This is a genomic window from Microbispora bryophytorum, assembly GCF_043197435.1.
In the GTDB taxonomy this organism is placed as follows: Bacteria; Actinomycetota; Actinomycetes; order Streptosporangiales; family Streptosporangiaceae; genus Microbispora; species Microbispora bryophytorum.
Genome location: NZ_JBICTF010000005.1, coordinates 101,896 through 123,144, shown reverse-complemented (window position 1 = coordinate 123,144; position 21,249 = coordinate 101,896). Strand labels below are relative to the sequence as shown.

The window sequence follows — 21,249 nt, the reverse complement described above, 5'->3', positions numbered from 1 at the left end:
CGGAACGTCTGGGCTCAGAACGTCTGGACCAGCACCACCCCCGCCCCCGCGGTGAACAGGGCGACGCCGACCGCCAGGAAGATGCCGCCGAGAAGCGCGCCGCTCCCGGCCGCGCTGTCGAGGCGGATACGCGTCGGCCTGGCCGGGTCGTACAGCACCGCGACCTCCTCACCCGGCCGCGCGGGCGGCGGATTGCTCCCGTAGGTGGTCTCGGCCTCGACCTGCTGGCCGTACACGGTCGTGAAACGAATGGTCGGGTAGTAAGAGGTCCCGTCGTCGGACCGGCTCGCCCGCAGCCCGACGACCAGGCCGCGGGTGCGCTGCGCCCTGCGCCGGAACTCCCGGGCGTTCATGGTGATGCCGCCGCCGATGAGGCCGAAGACCAGCCCGAGACCCGAGAGGATCAGTGTGATGAGAGCGGTTTGTGACACGATCGGACCCTAGGGCCCCGCGCTTGCGATCGGCTTGCATCGTTCCCGAACCGCGACGCGCACGGATCAGGGGCGCATCCGCATGAGCATCTCGGCCACGTCGACGACCGGCTCGCCGAGGTCGAAACGGCTGAACAGGTGGATCTGCTCGCCGGCGTCGATCTCCAGCAGCTCGGTCGTCAGGCCATAGCGGCGATGGGAGTCCACCCGGATGCGGTCCACGTCGTTCCAGGAGATGCGTTCCCGGCCGGAGAACCCGGTGACGACGAGCCCGTCCTGCCCCGCCGCGAGCCGCACCGGCGCGACCAGGTCGCGGCCGGTCAGCAGGCCGAAGCCCACGGTGGCCACGCCGGCGAGGAAGAGCTGTGGGCCGTCACCGGCGATCGCCAGCACACCGCACAGCATCGTGCCGGCGGCCTTCAGCGCAACGATCCTGCGCGGCACCCGCCATTCGTGCCGCGGCTCCTCAACTTCCGCCATCGGGGCAGCGTAACGAATGCGAGGACCTCTCGCGGCTTCTTTCCCGGCCCCCCACGCCGGGCGGCGGCGGCCCGGCCGCACGGCCGCCGCCGCCGTTCCCCGTGGCGTCGCGTCAGTGGCGTCGCGTCCCGTATCGTCCCGTCCCGTGGCGTCCCGCCGGCAAGATCCACCTTGCCGCCGACCGCACGTGCTGTGGGCCCGGGCGATCCTCGAAGGGCCCTCGATTCAGATCTCTGACGAGGGTCTTTATCCTTGAGCGGCACCCTGAGCAGACTCTGAAGCCGAGAAGACCATGGCCCTGCGGTTCGAGCATCGCGACACCGAGATCGACGTGAGCATCGTCGACCGCGTGTGGCGCACCCGCAGCGGCGCCGATGACACGATGACGTCCGCAGCGCGTACCTGCTGGCAGCTGATCCTTTCACGGACGCAGGAATGCCTGCTCGCCAGCCTGCGCGGGCCGGAGACGAGGGCGACCACCGCACCGGTCCCGCCGTACACCGAGTTCCTCGGGGTCCGATTCACGCTCGGTGCGGCTCTTCGGCCGCATCCGGCAGCCTCGATCGTCAACGGGTACGTGCCGTTCCCCGTGACGGACTCGGGCAGAGTCGTCATCGGCGGCGAGGACTGGGAGGCGCCGACGTACGAGAACGTCGAATGCTTCATCCGGCGACTGCTGGACGCGGATCTGCTGGTGCGATCGCGCCTCCGGGACGAGGAGCACGTCGCCGGGCCTGCCAAGGCCGGCCCGACCCCGCGTACCCTTCAGCGTCGATACCGCGCGATCACTGGACTGTCGCAGACCGCCGTGACGCAGATCGACCGCGCGAACGCCGCGGCCACGATGCTGCGCGACGGCCACGATTGGCGCGCGGTCGTCGAGGCGCTCGGCTACTTCGACCAGGCCCACCTCGCACGTTCGCTACGTCGCTACGTAGGGCGCACCGCGCGCGAACTGCGGGAGGGCGACCAAGCCTCGATGTCGTTCCTGTACAAGACCCACCCTGGGCCCGGAAGCTAGCGTCTGCCTGCCGGTCAGCCATGGCCGGCTGTCCGCTACCCGATTTCCGGGGGAGAATCGTGCTGCTCAGCGTCAACATCTTCATCAGTCTCGACGGCGTCATGCAAGGGCCAGGAGCCCCCGACGAGGACCGCTCCGACGGCTTCGACCGCGGCGGGTGGCTCGTTCCGCACGCCTCGGCGCACACGAACGAGGTTGTCGAGAGCTGGTTCCGTGAGGCCGACGCCTTCCTCTTTGGCCGCACGAGCTTCAATCTGCTCGGTGGGTATTGGCCGAAGGTCACCGAACCAGACGATCTGATCGCCACCAAGCTCAACACGCTGCCGAAGTATGTCGTCAGCTCCACGCTGACCGACGAGGAAGCCGACTGGAGCCCGACGACCGTCCTGCGCGGTGAACTGGTCGACGAGGTACGCCGGCTCAAGGAGCTTCGCGGCAGGGAACTCCAGGTTCACGGAAGCTGGAAGCTGGTGCAGACACTGCATCAGGCAGGACTTGTCGACCTCTACCGGCTGCTCCAGTACCCAGTCGTCGTCGGGACGGGCAAGCGCCTGTTCCCGGGCGGATCGACCCCCGCGACGTTCACGACCGTGGACGAGAACTCCCGCGTACTGCCCGGCGGCGTCGTCTCACTGACCCTCACCCCTGCGAGTCTCGGCGCGATCTCCGCGGGTGCGTACACCGTGGACGAGGGGCGCTCGGCGACGGTCCTCGGCTGACACCGGTGTCCGACCGGGCTTCGGGATGGTGATCGCCGGCCAGAGCGAAGGGGCTCCGCCGTACGGCGGAGCCCCGGTGGGTCGGATCGGGGAGAGCCGTCCGTATCCGGCGTCGGCGAGAGTCCTGGACCACCTTCCCGTCCGTGCGGCACGGCGTCCGCCTGCTCGACCGCGTGGTACAGCTGAGCCCTGAGCGGGCCATGGCGATGGCCTACCAGGACCGGAACCACTGTGTAGCCGGATCCCTCTGATCTCGACTCCGTATGGGCCATAGAGCTGATGTGGTCGTGATCAAGAGGGGTCGTCCTAGGGCGTCTCGTCCTCCACGTGCATCGCCTGCTCTTCCGCCGTGTAGCCGCCGAGGTCCGGCCCCACATCCTCGGCGATCATGTCCTTTTCGGTGTCCACGCCCATGCCGCCGTCCGGATCGACGAGCCGGCCGGCCCGGTCGGCCTCCGTGCCGGACCGGACGTCCTCCTCGGGGACCTCGCGGGACAGGCGACGGCCGAGGGACTCGCCCTCGCGCATCTCGTTGGGCGTGGTGCCGTACTCGTCGAGGCCCAGGGGCCGGTCGCCGGGCAGCGGCATCTCCTGCGGGTCCTCGGCCCACTGCTGCTCGGGCGTGCCTTCCTGCAGGTCCGGAATGCCCTCGTCCTCGAACCGAGAACGTGGGTCGGGCTCTGGTCTGTTCTGTCGCATACCGGCCCCATGCCCCGCCGCACGACCCTTAGGCAGGCCGGGTGACGGGGACGATCTCGGCTCGCCGCAGCACGCCGCGCTCGACGTCGAGTATTCCGATGGTGCCGTACGGCTGGCGGCGGCGGTCGGTGGGCGAGCCGGGGTTGAACACCCGCACCCCGTCGCCGGTCAGATCCATGGGAATGTGCGAGTGGCCGAAGACGACCAGGCCGGCCTCGGGAAAGCGGCGCCGCATCCGCGCGGTCCGTCCGGCGGCCTGTCCGCTGTCGTGGATCATCGCCACCCGGAGCCCGCCGAGGTCGAGTTCGAGCGTCTCGGGGGCGCCCCAGGCCGCGACGTCCGGGCCGTCGTTGTTGCCGAGCACCGCGTGGACCGGAGCGTACGCGGACAGCTCCACCAGCACGTCGGCGGTGCAGACGTCGCCGACGTGCAGGATCAGGTCCGCCCCCCGCAGGTGCTCGGCGACCGCGGGCGGGCAGGACTTCCAGCGCCGGGGGGCGTGGGTGTCCGCGAGCACGACGACCTTCACCGTCCCATCTTCCCCGCGAAAGACAGGTGCCAAATCACATATTCGGGGAATAGGGATTCAGGGCCCGCACCACCCCCATGCCCTGCACCCCTAACCGGCCTCCCCCGGCCGGTCCCGCTCGGGAGGAACGATGAGCAGGCAGATCGCCGACGGCTACCAGGCCCTCACCCTGTCCCAGCTCGAGGCACGCGTACGCGGGCTGGAGACTCAGGTCGCCCACCTGACCGAGCTGGTCAAGACGCTGTCCGGCCAGAGCAGGGAGAGCCGCTGACGGCGGCCCGGCCGGGGGCGACGCGCCCCGGACCGACGGTGTCCCCGCCAGGAAGGACCTGACGGGGACGCTGACGGCGGCGTGGGCCTCGCTACGCGCGACGCGCGGAGGCGGCGATGGTCCGGACCTGCCGGTCCACGCCCCGGCCCGCGGTGCGCCCGCTCACGTGTCCGTTGCCGGACGCGTTGACGGACGGTCTCCCGGAACCGCTGACGGGCGCTCTGCCGGACGCACTGACGGGTTCTTTCCCGGAAGCGTCCGCGCCCGCCGGGACGGGTGCCACCCGCCCGTAGGACTCGCGCCCGGTGCCCACCGCCATCGCACCCAGCCAGATGAGGGTGGCGATCGCGATGACCACCACGGCTCCGAGCACCAGCGCCGCCACCGCCGCCAGGGAGACCACGGCTCCCAGCAGCTCCACCATTGAGATTCCTCCAGAGGTCGACCCCGATTACGGCACTCCGGTGGCCGGCGGAAGATCACCTGCCACGTAGAGGAACGAAAATTGCCGGTTGTTGGTGCCTTGCCCCGTTTGGATGACCTTCATACCTTACTGATTGGCCAGCGGGACCGACCCATGGGCAGGCCGTCGAGCCTGCGCAGGATCACGCCCTCCCGCAGCGCCCACGGGCAGATCTCCAGCACCGGCAGCTCGAACAGGTCCATCGCGGCGTCCGCGACGACCGCGCCGGCGAGAAGCTGCGCGGCCCGCCCCGCGGACACGCCGGGAAGCTCCGCCCGGCGGGCCGCCGGCATCGTGGCCAGCCGGGCCGTCCACTCGACCACGTCCTCGTGCGTCAGCACCCGCCTGACGTACGGGCCCTCGTCGGACGACGCCGCCCCCGCGATGCGCGCGAGCTGGCGGAAGGTCTTGGACGTGGCGACCGCGTGGTCCTGCCTGCCGTACCTGGCGATCGTCCCGACCGTCCGCGCGATCTCGGTGCGTACGTGCCTTCGCAGCGCGCGGACCTCTTCGGGATCGGGCGGGTCGGCGGTGAACCAGTCGCGGGTGAGCCGTCCGGCGCCGAGCGGGAGGGAGACGGCGACGTCGGGCTCCTCGTCGATGCCGGAGGCGATCTCCAGCGACCCGCCCCCGATGTCGGCCACCAGGAGCCGCCCCGAGGACCAGCCGAACCAGCGGCGGACGGCCAGGAATGTCAGCCTGGCCTCGTCGTCCCCCGACAGCACCTGGATGTCGACCCGGGTGTCGGCCTTGATCTGGGCCAGCACGTCCTCTCCGTTGACCGCGTCGCGGACCGCCGAGGTGGCGAAGGCGATCAGGTCCTCCACGCCCTTGTCCTCGGCGATGCGGGCCGCTTCGCGCACGAAGGCGCCGAGCCGGGCCGCGCCCTCCTCGCCGAGCCTGTCGCCGTCGACGAGATGCTCGGCCAGCCGCAGCTCCTCCTTGTGGGAGTAGGCGGGCAGAGGCCGGGCACCCTGATGCGCGTCCATCACCAGCAGGTGCACCGTGTTGGAACCGACGTCCAGGACTCCGAGTCGCATGCCCCCGACGCTACCGCCCGCGGGGAAAGGTTCCATCGTCTCTCGACCCCCGGACTCGCAGGGGGCTCACTCGGGTGCGACGTCCACGAGCACCTTGCCGACCGCACCCGACTCGACCGCGTCGTGGGCGTCCGCCGTACGCTCCAGCGGGAAGTGGTGGAGGGGCAGCCCGGCCTCCTCCCCCACCCGCAGCGCCCCCGCCGCGACCGCCGCGCGCACGTCGGCGACCGCGGCGTCCTTCACGGCCTCGGGAACCGTGTAGACGAGCACGAATTGGTAGCGGATGTTGCGGGTGAACAGCTCCCGCACCGACAGCGCGACGTCGTCTCCCCCGTTGTTCGCGTACACCGCGACGACTCCCTGCGGCGCGGTGACCGCCCTGTCCAGGACGGCGTTGGGCCCCGGCGCGACCTCCACCACGATGTCGGCGCCCTCCGGGGCCACGGCGCGGATCTGCGCCGCCGGATCCCCGGTGCGGTAGTTCACCACGTGGTGCGCCCCCGCGGCCCGGGCCAGCGCCGCCTTCTCCGGCCCGCTGACCGTGGCCACCACGGCCGCCCCGGCCCAGCGGGCGAGCTGGATCGCTGCGTTGCCCACGGCCCCGGCGCCGCCCGCGACCAGGACGGTCCTGCCGTCGAGGGCCCCGGGGGCGAGCCGGTCCGGCCCGCCCCCGGCCACGGTCAGGCAGCGATGCGCGGTCAGCGCGGGGATGCCGAGGCTCGCGCCGAGGTCGAGGGAGGCTCCGTGCGGCAGCGGCACGACCTGCCGCTCGGGCAGGACGACATACTCCTGGGCGGTGCCGTCCGGCCGCCCCCAGGCGGCCTCCCACAGCCACACCCGGTCTCCCGCGGCCACTCCTGTCACGCCGGGCCCGGCGGCGTCCACGATTCCGGCGCCGTCCTGGTTGGGCACGGCCTCCGGATGGCTCAACGCGCCGCGCCGCGACTTCCAGTCGGTCGGGTTGACGCCCGAGCGCACCACCCGCACGCGTACCTCTCCGGGCCCCGGCTCGGGCACCGGCCGGTCGGTCAGGCGCAGGACGCCGCTGTCACCGGTCTCGGAATACACGATCGCTCTCATACCGGCTGCAAGCCGCCGGGCCCGTGACACTATTCCGGTTCGGCTCTTTTCGCTCGGGTAGTTGCAGGCCGATCGGGCGAGGGGGTGCGGTGGAATGAGCGTCAGGCAGAGGTACGGAGGCCTGTCCGGCGGAAGGGCCGGTGACAGGCTCGGCGGTACGGGAGGCGGCTGGTCGAGGGACTGGTCGGGAAGCTGGGCCAGTGGCTGGGCGGGGGGCCGTTTCGGCCGGCGTTTCGGACGCAGAGGCAGGCGCCTGCGGGCCACGGCCAGGGAGGCCTTCGGCTGGCAGCAGCTGCGCCCGGGCCAGCAGGAGGCGATGGAGCTCCTGCTCGCGGGGCGCGACGTGCTGCTGGTGATGCCGACCGGCGGCGGCAAGTCGGCCGTCTACCAGGTGCCCGGGTTGCTCTTGGAGGGCCCGACGGTCGTCGTCTCGCCGCTCATCGCCCTGCAGCGCGACCAGGTCATGGGCCTGCTGAAGGCGGGGGCCGCAGGCGCGGTGGCGGTCAACTCGGCCGGCTCGGTCGAGGCGGGGCTCGACCAGGTCACGGCGGGCGACGCCGAGTACGTGTTCCTGTCGCCGGAGCAGCTCGCCAAGCCCGAGGTGGTCGAGCGGCTGGCCCAGGCCCGGCCCTCCCTGATCGCCGTGGACGAGGCGCACTGCGTGTCCGCCTGGGGTCACGACTTCCGGCCGGAGTACCTGCGGCTCGGCAAGGTCATCGAGCGTCTGGGCCATCCCCCGGTGATCGCGATGACGGCCACGGCCGCGCCGACCGTGCGCGAGGAGATCGTCGAGTCGCTCGGCCTGATCGGGGCCCAGCAGATCGTGCGGGGATTCGACCGGCCCAACCTCCATCTCGAGGTCCACCGGTTCACGAGCGACGACGACAAGCGCAGGGCCCTGGCCGACCACGCCGCGGGGCTCGACGGCGTCGGGCTGATCTACGTGGCGACGCGGCGCCAGGCCGAGGAGTACGCCGGCCTGCTGAAGGAGCGCGGCCGCCGGGCCGAGGCGTACCACGCGGGGATGAAGGCGAAGGAACGCCGCCACATCCACGAGCGGTTCCAGGACGACGACCTCGACACCGTCGTGGCGACCTCGGCCTTCGGGATGGGCATCGACAAGCACGACGTGCGCTACGTGCTGCACGCCACGCCCCCCGAGTCGCTCGACGCGTACTACCAGGAGATCGGCCGGGCGGGCCGGGACGGCAACCCTGCCGACACCGTGCTGTTCTACCGGCCCGAGGATCTGGGGCTGCGCAGGTTCTTCGCCGCGGGCCGCGCGGACGAGGCCCTGATGCGGCGGGTCGCGACGCTGGTCCACGAGCACGGCGGGGAGGTGGCCGCCGCCGACCTGCGCGAGCTCCTCGACATCGGCGCCACCAGGCTGACCTCGCATGTCAACCTGCTCGAACGGGCGGGCGCGGTCGAGGTGACCCACGGCGGCGCCCTGCGTTACGCGCCGGACGGCCCGCCGCCGGACGAGGCCGCCGCCCGCGCCGTGGAGATCGACGATCTCCGGCACCGGATAGAGGACTCCCGGCTGGAGATGATGCGCGGCTACGCGGAGACGACCGGCTGCCGGCGCCGCTTCCTGCTGGAGTATTTCGGCGAGCCGTACGAGCGGTCGTGCGGCGACTGCGACACCTGCCGCTCGGGTATGGCGACCCCGCCGGAGACCGGTGACGAGCGGTTCCCCATGCACGCGGACGTACGGCACACCGAGTGGGGGCACGGGATCGTGATGAGCCGCGAACAGGACCGCATCACGGTGCTGTTCGACTCCGTGGGCTACAAGACGCTGGCGCTCGGCGTGGTCGGCGAGCTGCTCGAAGTGGTCTGACGGAGCATGAGAAGCACCCGACCCGCTGGGCAATAATTACCGATCGTGTCCTTAGCACCACTTGCAGTAGTTTCATCCCGCGTTGAGACTCATAGGCGGAGGTCGTGAGTTCGGGGGTGATATCGGTGCGGGAGACAATCAGCAGGGAGGCCTGGCCGTTCGAGTGCCTGCACTGCCTGCGCGTCTGGGAGGAGGAGTACGTCGTCCACCGTGCGCGCGACGAGCAGGGCGTCGACGTCGTGATGTGGACCCGGGACGACGTGGCCGTCCAGCCACCCTGGTCCGGGATGACCTGCCCTGCATGCGGCTGCGGCACCGTGACCACGTTCTCCACCGGCTACCTGGCCCACCGTCCGAAGATCACGCTGGGCCGGCCCCCGCTGGACACACCGCTCGACACACCGCTCGACGCCCCGCTCGACGCCCCGCTGAACGCCCCGGCCGGCGAGGTGCCCGCACGGGGCGCGCCGTTCGCGTCACCCGCGCTGCTCACCCTCGCGCTCCTGCTGCTGGCCGGCGCCGGCCTGTACGAGCAGCTCCACGTCCGCTGAGATGGCGGTGGCGGCCGGCCTCGGGCTCGCGCACCGGTTGTCCACAGGCCGAGTGAGGGGGCCCGGCGGATCCGGCAGAATGAGAGCCCCCGGAGAGGGCGGCCCCCGGAGAGGCCGGACTCGGAAGAAGGCGGATCAGGATCGTGACGACGTCCATTCAGCAGCGGATCGCCGAAGAACTCGGCGTGCGCGAGAGTCAGGTCACCGCGGCCGTCGACCTGCTCGACGGCGGGTCGACGGTGCCGTTCATCGCCCGCTACCGCAAGGAGGCCACGGGCGCGCTCGACGACGCCCAGCTGCGCACGCTGGAGGAGCGGCTGCGCTACCTGCGCGAGCTGGAGGAGCGGCGGGCCGCCATCCTCGACTCGATCCGCTCGCAGGGCAAGCTCGACGAGGCCCTGGAAGCGCGGATCATGGAGGCCGACTCGAAGGCACGGCTGGAGGACATCTACCTGCCCTTCAAGCCCAAGCGCCGCACGAAGGCGCAGATCGCCAGGGAGCTGGGGCTGGAGCCGCTGGCGGACGCGCTGCTCGCCGACCCGTCGCTGGACCCCCAGGCGACCGCCGAGGGATACGTGCGCGAGGGCGTGGCCGACGCCGCCGCCGCGCTGGAGGGCGCCAGGGCCATTCTGGTCGAGCGTTTCGCCGAGGACGCCGACCTCATCGGCGACCTGCGGGAGCGGATGTGGTCCCGCGGGCGGCTGATCTCCCAGGTGCGGGAGGACAAGCAGGAGTCCGGGGCCAAGTTCTCCGACTACTTCGACTTCTCCGAGCCCTTCACCCGCCTGCCCTCGCACCGCATCCTCGCGATGTTCCGGGGCGAGAAGGAGGAGGTGCTCACGCTCACCCTCGACCCGGAGGCCGAGGAGCCGAACGACTACGAGGCGCGGATCGCGCGGCGCTTCGGCGTCGCCGACCTCGGCCGTCCGGCCGACAGGTGGCTGCTCGACACCGTCCGCTGGGCCTGGCGGACCCGCGTTCTCGTGCACCTGGGCATCGACCTGCGCACCCGGTTGTGGCAGGCGGCCGAGGAGGAGGCCGTGCGCGTGTTCGCGACCAACCTGCGCGACCTGCTGCTGGCCGCCCCCGCCGGGACGAGGCCGACCATGGGTCTCGACCCGGGGCTGCGCACCGGCGTCAAGGTCGCGGTCGTGGACGGCACCGGCAAGGTCGTGGCGACCGAGACGATCTATCCGCACGAGCCCAGGCGGCAGTGGGACCAGTCGCTCGCGGTGCTGGCCCGGCTGGCGACCGCGCACGACGTGGAGTTGATCGCCATCGGCAACGGCACCGCGTCGCGGGAGACCGACAAGCTCGCCGGTGAGCTGGTCAAGCACATGCCGCACCTGACCAAGATCGTTGTCTCGGAGGCCGGGGCCTCGGTGTACTCCGCGTCGGCCTACGCCTCGCAGGAGCTGCCCGGCCTGGACGTCTCGCTGCGCGGCGCGGTGTCGATCGCCCGGCGCCTGCAGGACCCGCTGGCCGAACTGGTCAAGATCGACCCGAAGTCCATCGGCGTCGGCCAGTACCAGCACGACATGTCCGAGGTGAAGCTGTCGCGCTCGCTCGACGCGGTGGTGGAGGACTGCGTGAACGCGGTGGGTGTGGACGTCAACACCGCCTCCCCTCCGCTGCTGACCCGGGTCTCCGGCATCAGCGCCGGGCTGGCGGAGAACATCGTCGCGCACCGCGACGCCAACGGCCCGTTCCGCTCACGCACGGGGCTGAAAGATGTGCCGCGGCTCGGCCCGAAGGCGTTCGAGCAGTGCGCGGGCTTCCTGCGGATCCCGGGCGGCGACGACCCGCTCGACGCCTCCAGCGTGCACCCGGAGGCCTACCCGGTGGTGCGCCGCATCCTCGACTTCACCAAGGGCGACCTGCGCACGCTGATCGGCAACACCTCGGCGCTCCGCTCGCTGAAGCCGTCGCAGTTCGTCGACGACACCTTCGGCCTGCCGACCGTCACCGACATCCTCGGGGAACTGGAGAAGCCGGGCCGCGACCCCCGCCCGGCGTTCAAGACCGCCACCTTCAAGGAGGGCGTCGAGAAGCCGTCCGACCTGTCGCCCGGAATGATCCTGGAGGGCGTCGTCACCAACGTCGCCGCGTTCGGGGCGTTCGTCGACGTCGGCGTGCACCAGGACGGCCTGGTCCACGTTTCCGCGATGTCCAACTCCTTCGTGAAGGACCCCCGCGAGGTGGTCAAGTCCGGCGACGTCGTCCGGGTCAAGGTGCTCGACGTGGACCTCCAGCGCAAGCGCATCTCGCTCACGCTACGTCTGGACACCGAGACGGCGGGCAACAGCGGCCGCAAGGGCGGGCCGGACGGCGCGGCCCGTGACGACCGGCAGGGCGGACGGCGCGGCCAGCCGCGGCAGAACCCGTCCCGCCAGAACCAGTCCCGTCAGAATCAGGGCGGCCAGAGCCAGGATGGCAGGGGCGGGTCGGGCCGCGGCAACGGCCGGGGCTCGGGCGGCGCGCCGCTGGGAGGGGCCATGGCCGAGGCCCTGCGCCGGGCCGGTCTGACCGACCCCGGCTCCGGCGACCGCCGCTCCCGCTGACGGTCCCGCCGTTCCGGCCTCTGTAGCCCGGCGCCCGCCCTCGGTGCGCCGGGCCCGAGTCCGCCGGACCCTCGATGCGCTGGACCCTCGATGCGCTGGACCCTCGATGCGCCGGACCCGCGCCCGCCGGACCCTGGGTGCACCGGACCCCTCGGTGCGCCGGGCACCGTCGCCGGCGACGGAAAATGCCCCGCGAAACGATACGCGGGGCACAGGGTTGATCAGGCACGATGGACGGTCATTGGGTCACTGCTGTTGCTGCTGCTGTTGCTGCTGCTGACCCCCACGGCCCTGCTGTTGCTGCTGTTGTTGCTGCTGCTGACTGCGGCCGCGCTGCTGCTGCTGTTGTTGCTGCTGCTGCTGCGGTAACTCCCGGTGATGACGGTGGTGGCGGTGGTGACGGTAGTGGTGCCTACTGCGGCATCTGCCTCCCGGGCAGTCCCCCGTGGTCGACGGCCGGATGACCTGCTCGGTCGTGCCGGCCGCGTTGGCGGCCTGCGTCTGCATCGCGACAGGAACGACGAGGGCCGAAGCCGTCATGACGGCAGCAGCCAATGCTTCTTTGAACATGGGTATCCCTTCGTCGGCTCCGTGATGAGAAAGCGGATGAAATCCGAATTCACGGAGCTCGAATCGATCCATCGAACCTTGGATCTGGACCCTGATTCTCACGCTAGATGCAGCAAACGCCCCCAGTCACCCATCAGGGGGCAAACAAGCATTGTTAGCCTTAAAAAGCATATAGGCCCGAAAATACGGGAATTTCTGTCTTTGCTCGAACAGATCGGCGATTACGGCTTTGCCAAGACCCGGAGCGAATCCCCCGTGATTTTTGGATTCCGGTTGCTGCTTCCATGACCTCGAATGTCCTGACGACCACCTCCGCGTGACCCGCGGCGAGGCCGTCCGCGCGCTCAGGGAGCCGCGCCGAGACCGTCGCCGACCGACGTGAGCAGGTCCTCCAGGACGGCGGCGAGGGCGGCGACCCCGGCGAGGCAGTCGGCCTCCTCGGCGTGCTCATACGGCGAGTGCGAGACGCCCGTGGGATTGCGCACGAACAGCATGGCCGCCGGGACCTCGCCGGCGAGTATGCCCGCATCGTGCCCCGCCCCCGTGGGCAGCACGGGCGCGCCGCCGAGGACGCGCGCGACGCGGTCGCGCAGAGGCAGGTCGAAGTTCACGGTCGCCGTGTAGGACTCCCGGATCACCTCGGCCCCCTCGGCCGCCCGCGCCGTCGCCTCGACGAGCCTGTCCAGCAGGGCGGCCTCCGGCGCCCGGCAGTCGAGCCAGGCGCTGACCAGCGACGCGATGGCGTTGGTGCCGTTGGGCTCGACCCTGATCCTGCCGAAGGTGGCCAGGGCGCCCAGACGCTCGGCGTTGGCCCGGGCGGCCAGCACCGCCGCCGCGTACGCCGGCATGGGATCGCGCCGGTCCTCCAGCCGGGTGGTCCCGGCGTGGTTGGCCTCTCCGCGGAAGTCGAAACGCCAGCGGCCGTGCGGCCAGATCGCTGAGGCGACGCCGACCGGGTGCGGCGTGGCGGCGAGGTGGCGGCCCTGCTCCACGTGCAGTTCCACGAACGCGCCGATCCGCGCGAGGCGCTCGTCGTCACGCCCGGCGAGCGCCGGGTCGTGTCCCGCCCGCTCCATCGCCGTCGTCAGGGTGACGCCGTCCGCGTCGCGCAGCGCCCCCGCCGTCTCGGGACGGACGGCGCCGGTCATCAGCCGCGATCCCAGGCAGGCGAGGCCGAATCTGGCGCCCTCCTCCTCGGTGAAGTTCACCACCGCCAGTGGCCGCTCCGGCCGCACGCCGCGCGCCCGCAGGGCGTCGAGCGCGGCGAACGCTCCCACCACGCCCAGCGGGCCGTCGTACGCCCCGCCGTCGGGCACCGAGTCCAGGTGGGAGCCGGTCACCACGGCGTCACCCGCCGTGGGGTCGCCCAGCCAGGCCCACTGGTTGCCGTTGCGGTCGGTCTCGTATGCCAGGCCGCGCAACGCAGCCTGTTCGGCGAACCAGGCCCGGCACTGCGCGTCGGCCGCCGTCCAGGCGTGCCGGCGGTATCCGCCCGTCGCGTCGCACCGGCCCACGGGGAGCAGGCCGCGCCACATCCGGCGGAAGCCGTCCGCCACCTCCTCCGGCAGGACCGGCGCGGCCCCCTCAGACATCGGCGCCGGGGCCGGCCGGCTCCGCCTCCGCCATCGGAACGCGTACGCCCCGCTCATGGGCGACCTCGGCGGCGCGGTCGTATCCGGCGTCCACGTGCCGGATCACGCCCATGCCGGGGTCGTTGGTCAGCACCCGGCGGATCTTCTCACCCGCCAGCGGCGTGCCGTCGGCGACGGTGACCTGCCCGGCGTGGATGGAACGGCCGATGCCGACCCCGCCGCCGTGGTGGATCGACACCCAGGACGCGCCGGAGGCGACGTTGACCATGGCGTTGAGCAGCGGCCAGTCGGCGATCGCGTCGGAGCCGTCGAGCATGCCCTCCGTCTCGCGGTAGGGCGAGGCGACCGAGCCGCAGTCGAGGTGGTCCCTGCCGATCACGATGGGCGCGGAGATGTCCCCGGAGGCGACGAGATCGTTGAACCGCTCGCCGGCCCGGTCGCGCTCGCCGTACCCCAGCCAGCAGATCCGCGCGGGCAGGCCCTGGAAGCGCACCCGCTCCCCCGCCATCCTGATCCACCGGGCCAGCGGCTCGTTGTCGGGGAAGAGATCGAGGATCGCGCGGTCGGTCGTCGCGATGTCGGCCGGGTCGCCGGACAGCGCCGCCCACCGGAACGGGCCCTTCCCCTCGCAGAACAGCGGCCGGATGTAGGCCGGCACGAATCCCGGGAAGTCGAACGCCCGGGCATACCCGGCGAGGCTCGCCTCGCCTCTGATCGAGTTGCCGTAGTCGAACACCTCCGCGCCCGCGTCCTGGAAGCCGACCATCGCCTCGACGTGCCGGGCCATCGACTCGCGGGCCCGGCGGGTGAAGCCCTCGGGGTCCTTGCGCGCCAACGCGGCCATGTCCTCGAACGCGACGCCCAGCGGCAGGTAGGCCAGCGGGTCGTGCGCGCTCGTCTGGTCGGTCACGACGTCGATCTCCGCACCCCCCGCCAGCAGGGCGGGCAGGGCCTCGGCCGCGTTGGCCACGACCCCGATCGACAGGGGGCGGCGCGCGTCCCTGGCCTCGTACGCCAGGCGCAGCGCCTCGTCGAGGCTGTCGGCCCGGACGTCGAGGTAGCGGTGGCCGATGCGGCGCTCGACGCTGCGCGGGTCGCAGTCAACGCAGATCGCCACGCCGCCGTTCATCGTGACCGCGAGCGGCTGTGCGCCGCCCATGCCGCCGAGCCCGGCGGTGAGCGTGATCGTTCCGGCGAGACTGCCGCCGAACCGCTTGGCCCCGACCGCCGAGAACGTCTCGTACGTCCCCTGCAGGATGCCCTGGGTGCCGATGTAGATCCACGAACCGGCCGTCATCTGCCCGTACATCGTGAGCCCGAGCTGCTCCAGCCGCCGGAACTCCGGCCACGTCGCCCAGTCGCCGACGAGATTGGAATTGGCGATGAGCACCCGGGGGGCCCACTCGTGGGTGGTCATCACGCCGACCGGCCGGCCCGACTGCACCAGCAGCGTCTCGTCGGCCCGCAGGGTGGTGAGCTCGCGCACGATCGCGTCGTACGAGGGCCAGTCGCGGGCCGCCTTGCCGCTGCCGCCGTAGACGACGAGCCGGTCCGGATGCTCGGCGACCTCGGGATCGAGGTTGTTCATGAGCATGCGCAGGGCGGCCTCCTGCTGCCAGCCCCGCGTGTTCAGCGTGCCACCGCGCGGAGCTCGGATGGGAGCTCGAACGGGAGCCCGGTCGCCGGAAGCCCGGTCGTGTGGAGCCCCGTCGTTGTGAGCGCCGTCGTTGTGAGCGCCGTCGTTGTGAGCGCCGTCGTCGGCCACGAGCCCTCCTTCCACCCGCGCCCGCGGCGCATGGTCCTATTCAGTGAGCCTCATCCATCCTGAGTGAATGAATAGATTCAGTCAATGAGGAACACTCCACGGGCGGCGGCCGATGCCTCGAACGCCTCCAGACGGGCCTGCGCACCGGGCAGTGCGTCGCACATCGCCTCGATCAGCACCCGGCCGAGCATCATGGGTGCGCACGCCGTGTCGAACACCAGGTGCGTGCCCACCTCGGCGGTGAGCAGAACGTGCGACAGACCGGCGAGAGACGGCACCCGCCGGTCCGCGACCGTGACGACGGCCAGCCCGGCCGTGCGGGCGGCGCGGAGGGCGTCCAGCAGTTCGGCCGGGTAGCGCGGCAGGGCGAAGCACAGCAAAGCCGTCGCCCCGGCCGCCGCCGCCTGCTCGACACGGTCGACCAAGAGTGACCCCGCCTCGTGCAGGGGCCGTACGTCGGGATGGATCTTCGCGGCGAAGTAGGCGAACCCGGCGGCCTGGGCCGCGGCGGCCCGCAGGCCCAGCACCGGCAGCGGCCGCGAGGCGGCGAGCAGGCGGGCGGCCTCGGCGACGGGTCCGGGGTCGTCGAGCGACCGGGCGAGGGCGCGCAGGTTCTCGATCTCCGCGAGCACGGCCCGCCGGTAATCGCCACCCGGATCCGTCGCCTGATCCAGGCCGGGATCGGCCTCCTCCCGCCGGCCCCCGCCCCGCACGGCGGCACCGCCGCCGGAGAGCCGGGGGCCAACCGCCTGCGCGGAGGCGCCGGCATCCGGTCCGGTGTCCTCCCCGCCCCGGCCGGCTACGGCCCGTCCCCGGCCGGGCCGAACGTCCAGCTCGCGGAACCTGCGCCGGAGGCCGGGGTATCCGCTGTAGCCCAGCGCCATCGCGAAGCGGGTCACCGACGGCTGGCTGACCCCGGCCAGCTCGGCCACTTCGATGCTCGACAGGAACGGCGCCTCGGCGGCGTGCTGCGCGAGGCAATGAGCGATCCTGCGCTGCACGGGCGTCAGCCGCTGCCCCTCGAACAGCCGCAGCAGGCGCGAAGCGGCGTCGCCGTCAGGGCCGCCAACGCCGTCGAGCTCACCAACGCCGTCAAGGCCGTCAAGGTCACCGAGGACGTCACGGTCGCCGCCCGCAGCGCGACCGTCACCCTCGGCGTCCTCGGCGTCCTCGGCGTCCTCGGCGTCCTCGTCGTGCTCGTCGTGCTCGTCGCGGTGGCGGGCCAGGCCGTCGTCCGCGTTGTGGCCGGTGTTCATCGTCCCCCCGCCTCGCCCGGCCGCGCCGGGCTGGGCGGACCGTTCGGTCTGCATACTTTCATTCACGATGCAGTCTCCAGGGAGCGTTGTCCACAGGCAAGGCACCGCCAGCGCGACTGGTGCGGAGATTGCCTAGTCTGATCGGCAGAACCCAGCAAGGAGATTGCCGTTGAAGACCGGTGGTTTGAAAAGTGGCGACCTGGGCCGTCGCGTGGGGCTCGTGGCGGGCGCGGCAGCCCTGGCGGCGGCGGTGTGGGCGGTGCGGAACATTCCCGCCGCGCTGGGAGCGCGGCCGTCGGGAGAGCGGGCCAGCCGGGTGCGGCGCTCGAAACAGTTCCGTGACGGCGCGTTCCGCAACACGACGCCCAGTCCCGTCCTCCCGCCGGGGACCAGGCAGCAGGTCGCCCGCGAGTTCCTCCGACGGACGCAGCGCAAGCCCCGCCTGCCCGTTCCCCTGATGGCTCCCGGCCCGTCCCAGGGTGGCGACCTCGACGCCGTCTGGTACGGCCACTCCTCGGCGCTGATCGAGATCGAGGGGCGGCGGGTGCTGCTCGATCCGGTGTGGAGTGAGCGTTGCTCCCCGGCGTCGTTCACCGGGCCGCGCCGTCTGCACCCTCCGCCGGTGCCGCTGTACCAGTTGCCCGAGCTCGACGCGATCGTCATCTCACACGACCACTACGACCACCTCGACATGGACACGGTGCGCGTGCTGGCCCGCACGCAGTCCGCGCCGTTCCTGGTGCCGCTCGGAGTCGGCGCTCATCTCGAACGGTGGCGGGTGCCCACGTCCCGGATCATCGAACTCGACTGGAACGAGGAGGCCACGGTGTCCGGCCTCCGGTTCGTGGCCACCCCCGGCCGTCACTTCTCCGGCCGCGGACTCCGCCGGGACCAGACCCTCTGGGCCTCGTGGGTGATCGCGGGCGACCGTCGGCGGGTCTTCTACACCGGCGACTCCGGCTATTTCGACGGGTACGCCGCGATCGGCGAGACTTACGGGCCGTTCGATCTGTCGGTGGTCCAGATCGGCGCCTACAGCAAGGGCTGGCCGGACATCCACATGACGCCCGAGGAGGCGATCCTCACTCACCTCGACGTACGGGCCGGGGTGCTGCTGCCGGTGCACTGGGGCACGTTCTCGCTCGCCCCGCACGCCTGGAACGACCCGATCGACAACCTGTGGCGGGAGGCCAAGGCGCGCGACGTGCGTCTCGTGGTGCCGCGGCCGGGCGAGCGCGTCACGGTCGACGACCCGCCGCCGGTGGACGGCTGGTGGCAGACGATCCTGTGAGGAGCCGGTTCCGCGCCGGCCGGTCAGTTCATCCGGGCCGTGCCGGCGTGGGCCGCGTCATACCGCCGTGTCCGTGCGCGCCGTGTCCGTGCGCGCCGTGTCCGTGTGCGCCGTGTCGGAGGGCACGGCCACCGGATGGCTGACCGCGTCGGCGCGCGTCGGATACACGGTGAACCGCGACATCAGGCCGAGCAGCGAGAACAGGTGACGCATCTGCGGGCTCATCCCGCAGAGGGCGCCGTCACCGTCCTTCGGCGGCGTGCGGACACAGGCGTCGATGAGCACCCTCATGCCGGCGCTGTCGATGAACCGCAGCTTCTCCACGTCGAACAGGATGCGCGTCGCGGGACGGGCCAGGAGAGGGGCCACCCTCTCACGCAGCTCGGGAACCGTGATCACATCGAGTTCGCCAATGAGAGTGACGAGAGTGAAGGGAGGCGACTGCGCCACCGACACCTGGAAGTCGTGCAAGGGGTCCACCTCCGCGGGAGAGACGACCCTATCCGGACCGCTTCCGGCTTCGCCCATATTACGCATAGCGGGCGATCAATCCCACAACGTCAACGAAAACTCTGCTCAGGTTTCACTTGCGCCGCCCGGGTAGTCACGGTCCATGGGCATACGAGCGACGGCGGTCGTCTGCCTCGCGCTGGTCACCATGGGGTGCGCCTCGGCTGAGCGCACCCCTGTCACCTCGACGGCGGAGCGGTTCCTGTCCGCGGCCGGAGAAGGCCGGGGAGGGCAGGCGTGCCTTCTTCTGGCCCCGGAGGCCGCACGATCGCTGGACGACTGCGAGAAACAGATCGTGTCGGTCGGGCTGCGGGCCGGTGCGGTGCGCGGTGTCGACGTCTGGGGCGACGAGGCGCGCGTGCGAGTGGACGGCGACACGCTCTTCCTGCACCGGTTCCCCGACGGCTGGCGAGTGCGGGCCGCGGGCTGCGAGCCCCGCGCGGAGCAGCCGTACGAATGCGAGGTGAAGACGTGAACGGTGCGCGCACGCTCTACGCGGTGCTGCTGATCACGATCGCGCTGGTCCTCACGTACGTGATCGTCGTCGGCCTGGCGGGGAGGTAGCGGCGGTGAAGCGTCTGGTCAGGGACAACGCGCTCGCGTTGTGCTTCCTGCTGCTGTTCCTGGCCAGCCTGGCCGGGCAGTCGGTCGCGGGCGCGGCCGCCTTCAACAAGGAGCAGGTGACCGACGGCGGCTCTCCCGTCACGTGGGCCGAATACGTCACCTCGTCGAGCTTCGCCGTCGACGTCGCCGAGAACTGGCAGTCGGAGTACCTGCAGTTCTTCCTCTACATCCTCATCACCGTCTGGCTGATCCAGCGCGGCTCGCCGGAGTCGAAGGACAGACATGAGGAGGGCCTGGAGTCCGACGCCGAGCAGAAGGTCGGCCCGCACGCCGTCCCCGGCTCCCCCGCCTGGGCCGTGGCGGGCGGCTGGCGGAGGACGGTCTTCAGCCACTCCCTGGGCATCGCGATGGGCCTGCTCTTCCTGCTGTCCTGGCTGGCCCAGTCGGTCGCCGGCCTCGCCGCGTACAACACCGAGCAGCTCGCCCAGTTGGAGGACCCGGTCGGCTGGGGCGGCTACGTGACCTCCCCCGACTTCTGGAACCGCACCCTGCAGAACTGGCAGTCGGAGTTCCTGGCGGTCGCCTCCATGGTCCTGCTGGCGATCTTCCTGCGTGAGCGGGGCTCGCCGCAGTCGAAGAAGGTCGGCGACCCGCACTCCGAGACCGCGTCCAGCGGCTGAAGACCCCCACGCCACCGGATGACAATCCCGGTCAAAGCCTCCGACTGTCCACGTTTGTCGCATTCCGTGCTTTGGGTACGCCCTGCGCCAATCGTGGGGAGGAGCACCGAGATGACGTTCAATCCGCTGCAGGAGCGGGGGATCCCGCTGGACCGGCAGCTACGCAACTGGCGCGAGCTGAATGTCGCACCGATCGATCCCGACCGCGCCGATCCCTACACCCGCTGCCGGATCATCACGATGAACGGCATCGAGATCGAATCGATCATGTTCAGCCATCATTTCGCCAGGCGCTGCCCCGACCTGGAGGTGCGGCAGCGCCTGGCGGAGGTGCGCTACATCGAGGCCCAGCAGCAGAAGGCGGTCAACTGGCTGCTGCCGGGGCTGGCCTCGGTGCTGGAGACGACCCTCGCCTACGAGCAGGTTGCGGTGGACCTGACCGCCTGGGTGGCTCGGATGGAGCCCGATCCCTATCTCAAGCAGGCTTATCAGTTCGGCGTGCTGGAGGACTTCGACCACCTGTACCGGTACGCCAACCTGTACGAGATGATCGAACACCGCAAGGCCGAGAAGATCGTCGACCAGCTGACCGAGGTGATGCCGGGCCGGCCGACGAAGATGCACCACCGCCACCCGGTCGACAACGTCCGGGAGCACTACGACCGGGAGACCGCGCAGGCGATCTCCAAGCTGCACGCGTTGACCGTCATGTCCGCCGAGCAGCAGACGATGAACTTCTACATGAACGTCGGCCCTATGTACATGGAGCCGATCGCGCGGCAGCTCTACCAGGAGATCGGGCTCATCGAGGAAGAGCACGTCACGCACTACGAGTCGCTGCTCGACCCGAGCGAGTCGTGGTGGGAGCAGTGGCTCAACCACGAGTACAACGAGTGCTACCTGTACCACTCGTTCATGGAGACCGAGTCCGACCCGAGGATCAGGGCGATCTGGGAGCTGCATCTGAACATGGAGCTGGAGCACCTGCGGATCGCGGCGGACATGTTCCGCCAGCACGATGGGCGCGACCCGGAGCAGTCGGTGCCCCGGGAGTTGCCCAAGCCGGTGACGTTCGAGCCGAACAAGGAGTATCTGCGCGAGCTGCTCGCCACCCAGATCGACTACACGACCCTGGGCACCGGATATGTCCAGGAGGCCCACGAGCGGTTCCAGCGGTGGCAGGAGCAGCTCATGGGCGGGGAAGAACCGCCCAGCGAGCGCGTCATCGCCGAGAACCGCGCCAAGTCGGGCGAGGAGTACCGCTTGGAGACCGAGGGCACCCACCCCCTCTACAGCCTGCGCACGCACTGAGGACGGCCGGGCCCGGCCCGGG

23 protein-coding genes are annotated in these 21,249 nt (G+C 71.2%); 12 read left to right on the top strand and 11 right to left on the bottom strand.

What is annotated here, in order from left to right:
* Nucleotides 1-14: 14 nt before the first annotated feature.
* Together ACGFIB_RS17955 and ACGFIB_RS17950 are read right to left on the bottom strand one after the other, a co-directional pair.
* Nucleotides 15-431, bottom strand: a complete 417-nt coding sequence (locus tag ACGFIB_RS17955; protein ID WP_167748386.1) for a DUF3592 domain-containing protein — start codon at nt 429-431, stop codon at nt 15-17.
* Nucleotides 432-497: 66 nt separating this feature from the next.
* A complete protein-coding gene (locus ACGFIB_RS17950; protein ID WP_357247142.1) occupies nt 498-911 on the bottom strand; it encodes a PH domain-containing protein in 414 nt (137 codons plus the stop codon).
* Nucleotides 912-1,203: 292 nt separating this feature from the next.
* On the opposite strand from ACGFIB_RS17950, the gene ACGFIB_RS17945 reads away from it, so the two are divergent.
* Both ACGFIB_RS17945 and ACGFIB_RS17940 read left to right on the top strand, forming a co-directional pair.
* Nucleotides 1,204-1,932 (top strand): helix-turn-helix domain-containing protein, encoded by a 729-nt coding sequence (locus ACGFIB_RS17945; protein ID WP_393373062.1) that lies wholly within the window; start codon nt 1,204-1,206, stop codon nt 1,930-1,932.
* A 59-nt stretch (nt 1,933-1,991) separates the two neighbouring features.
* Nucleotides 1,992-2,651 carry a dihydrofolate reductase family protein gene (locus ACGFIB_RS17940; RefSeq protein ID WP_357247137.1) on the top strand — a complete coding sequence of 220 codons (660 nt, stop codon included), beginning with the start codon at nt 1,992-1,994 and terminating at the stop codon, nt 2,649-2,651.
* A gap of 306 nt (nt 2,652-2,957) precedes the next feature.
* On the opposite strand, the gene ACGFIB_RS17935 is transcribed toward ACGFIB_RS17940, so the two are convergent.
* Nucleotides 2,958-3,350, bottom strand: coding sequence for a DUF5709 domain-containing protein (locus ACGFIB_RS17935; protein WP_393373058.1), 393 nt, complete (start codon nt 3,348-3,350; stop codon nt 2,958-2,960).
* Nucleotides 3,351-3,378: 28 nt separating this feature from the next.
* Nucleotides 3,379-3,879, bottom strand: a complete 501-nt coding sequence (locus ACGFIB_RS17930) for a metallophosphoesterase family protein (RefSeq protein WP_393373055.1) — start codon at nt 3,877-3,879, stop codon at nt 3,379-3,381.
* Between the two features lie 130 nt (nt 3,880-4,009).
* Between ACGFIB_RS17930 and ACGFIB_RS17925 the strand changes: the two genes are divergently transcribed.
* Nucleotides 4,010-4,150, top strand: a complete 141-nt coding sequence (locus ACGFIB_RS17925; protein ID WP_167748385.1) for a hypothetical protein — start codon at nt 4,010-4,012, stop codon at nt 4,148-4,150.
* Nucleotides 4,151-4,241: 91 nt separating this feature from the next.
* Here ACGFIB_RS17925 and ACGFIB_RS17920 read toward each other — a convergent pair whose 3' ends face one another.
* The 3 genes from ACGFIB_RS17920 to ACGFIB_RS17910 all read right to left on the bottom strand — a co-directional run bounded on the left by ACGFIB_RS17920 (nt 4,242) and on the right by ACGFIB_RS17910 (nt 6,733).
* Nucleotides 4,242-4,574: a hypothetical protein gene (locus ACGFIB_RS17920; RefSeq protein ID WP_393373052.1), complete on the bottom strand. Its 333-nt coding sequence runs from the start codon at nt 4,572-4,574 to the stop codon at nt 4,242-4,244.
* A 119-nt stretch (nt 4,575-4,693) separates the two neighbouring features.
* Nucleotides 4,694-5,653 carry a Ppx/GppA phosphatase family protein gene (locus ACGFIB_RS17915; RefSeq protein ID WP_357247130.1) on the bottom strand — a complete coding sequence of 320 codons (960 nt, stop codon included), beginning with the start codon at nt 5,651-5,653 and terminating at the stop codon, nt 4,694-4,696.
* Nucleotides 5,654-5,719: 66 nt separating this feature from the next.
* On the bottom strand, nt 5,720-6,733 hold the full coding sequence (locus ACGFIB_RS17910; protein WP_393373049.1) for an NADPH:quinone reductase: 1,014 nt from the start codon (nt 6,731-6,733) through the stop codon (nt 5,720-5,722).
* A 94-nt stretch (nt 6,734-6,827) separates the two neighbouring features.
* On the opposite strand from ACGFIB_RS17910, the gene ACGFIB_RS17905 reads away from it, so the two are divergent.
* The 5 genes from ACGFIB_RS17905 (at nt 6,828) to ACGFIB_RS17885 (ending at nt 12,546) form a co-directional block, all read left to right on the top strand.
* Complete coding sequence (locus ACGFIB_RS17905; protein ID WP_393373046.1) at nt 6,828-8,576, top strand: RecQ family ATP-dependent DNA helicase; 1,749 nt, start codon at nt 6,828-6,830, stop codon at nt 8,574-8,576.
* A 125-nt stretch (nt 8,577-8,701) separates the two neighbouring features.
* Nucleotides 8,702-9,127, top strand: a complete 426-nt coding sequence (locus ACGFIB_RS17900) for a hypothetical protein (protein WP_393373043.1) — start codon at nt 8,702-8,704, stop codon at nt 9,125-9,127.
* 143 nt (nt 9,128-9,270) lie between these two features.
* Nucleotides 9,271-11,688: a Tex family protein gene (locus ACGFIB_RS17895; protein WP_393373040.1), complete on the top strand. Its 2,418-nt coding sequence runs from the start codon at nt 9,271-9,273 to the stop codon at nt 11,686-11,688.
* A 90-nt stretch (nt 11,689-11,778) separates the two neighbouring features.
* Nucleotides 11,779-12,057, top strand: coding sequence for a hypothetical protein (locus ACGFIB_RS17890; protein ID WP_393373036.1), 279 nt, complete (start codon nt 11,779-11,781; stop codon nt 12,055-12,057).
* Between the two features lie 9 nt (nt 12,058-12,066).
* A complete protein-coding gene (locus ACGFIB_RS17885) occupies nt 12,067-12,546 on the top strand; it encodes a hypothetical protein (protein ID WP_393373034.1) in 480 nt (159 codons plus the stop codon).
* 56 nt (nt 12,547-12,602) lie between these two features.
* On the opposite strand, the gene ACGFIB_RS17880 is transcribed toward ACGFIB_RS17885, so the two are convergent.
* From ACGFIB_RS17880 to ACGFIB_RS17870, 3 genes are all read right to left on the bottom strand, one after another.
* Nucleotides 12,603-13,850, bottom strand: a complete 1,248-nt coding sequence (locus ACGFIB_RS17880; protein WP_393373031.1) for an allantoate amidohydrolase — start codon at nt 13,848-13,850, stop codon at nt 12,603-12,605.
* Nucleotides 13,843-15,507 carry a urocanate hydratase gene (gene hutU / locus ACGFIB_RS17875; RefSeq protein ID WP_393374110.1) on the bottom strand — a complete coding sequence of 555 codons (1,665 nt, stop codon included), beginning with the start codon at nt 15,505-15,507 and terminating at the stop codon, nt 13,843-13,845. Before hutU ends, ACGFIB_RS17880 begins: the two co-directional genes overlap by 8 nt.
* A gap of 185 nt (nt 15,508-15,692) precedes the next feature.
* Nucleotides 15,693-16,925, bottom strand: coding sequence for a MurR/RpiR family transcriptional regulator (locus tag ACGFIB_RS17870; RefSeq protein ID WP_393373028.1), 1,233 nt, complete (start codon nt 16,923-16,925; stop codon nt 15,693-15,695).
* Nucleotides 16,926-17,040: 115 nt separating this feature from the next.
* On the opposite strand from ACGFIB_RS17870, the gene ACGFIB_RS17865 reads away from it, so the two are divergent.
* Nucleotides 17,041-18,162 (top strand): MBL fold metallo-hydrolase, encoded by a 1,122-nt coding sequence (locus tag ACGFIB_RS17865; protein WP_393373025.1) that lies wholly within the window; start codon nt 17,041-17,043, stop codon nt 18,160-18,162.
* Nucleotides 18,163-18,219: 57 nt separating this feature from the next.
* Here ACGFIB_RS17865 and ACGFIB_RS17860 read toward each other — a convergent pair whose 3' ends face one another.
* The gene (locus ACGFIB_RS17860; RefSeq protein ID WP_393373022.1) at nt 18,220-18,633 is read right to left on the bottom strand and encodes an STAS domain-containing protein; all 414 of its coding nucleotides are present in this window, start codon (nt 18,631-18,633) and stop codon (nt 18,220-18,222) included.
* A gap of 142 nt (nt 18,634-18,775) precedes the next feature.
* Here ACGFIB_RS17860 and ACGFIB_RS17855 point away from each other — a divergent pair, with 142 nt between their 5' ends.
* The 3 genes from ACGFIB_RS17855 (at nt 18,776) to ACGFIB_RS17845 (ending at nt 21,227) form a co-directional block, all read left to right on the top strand.
* Nucleotides 18,776-19,147, top strand: a complete 372-nt coding sequence (locus ACGFIB_RS17855; protein WP_357247100.1) for a hypothetical protein — start codon at nt 18,776-18,778, stop codon at nt 19,145-19,147.
* Between the two features lie 94 nt (nt 19,148-19,241).
* Entirely contained in the window at nt 19,242-19,916 is a 675-nt protein-coding gene (locus ACGFIB_RS17850; RefSeq protein WP_142574183.1) for a DUF6766 family protein, read from the top strand.
* Nucleotides 19,917-20,027: 111 nt separating this feature from the next.
* Nucleotides 20,028-21,227 carry a hypothetical protein gene (locus ACGFIB_RS17845; RefSeq protein ID WP_191053743.1) on the top strand — a complete coding sequence of 400 codons (1,200 nt, stop codon included), beginning with the start codon at nt 20,028-20,030 and terminating at the stop codon, nt 21,225-21,227.
* Nucleotides 21,228-21,249 lie beyond the last annotated feature (22 nt).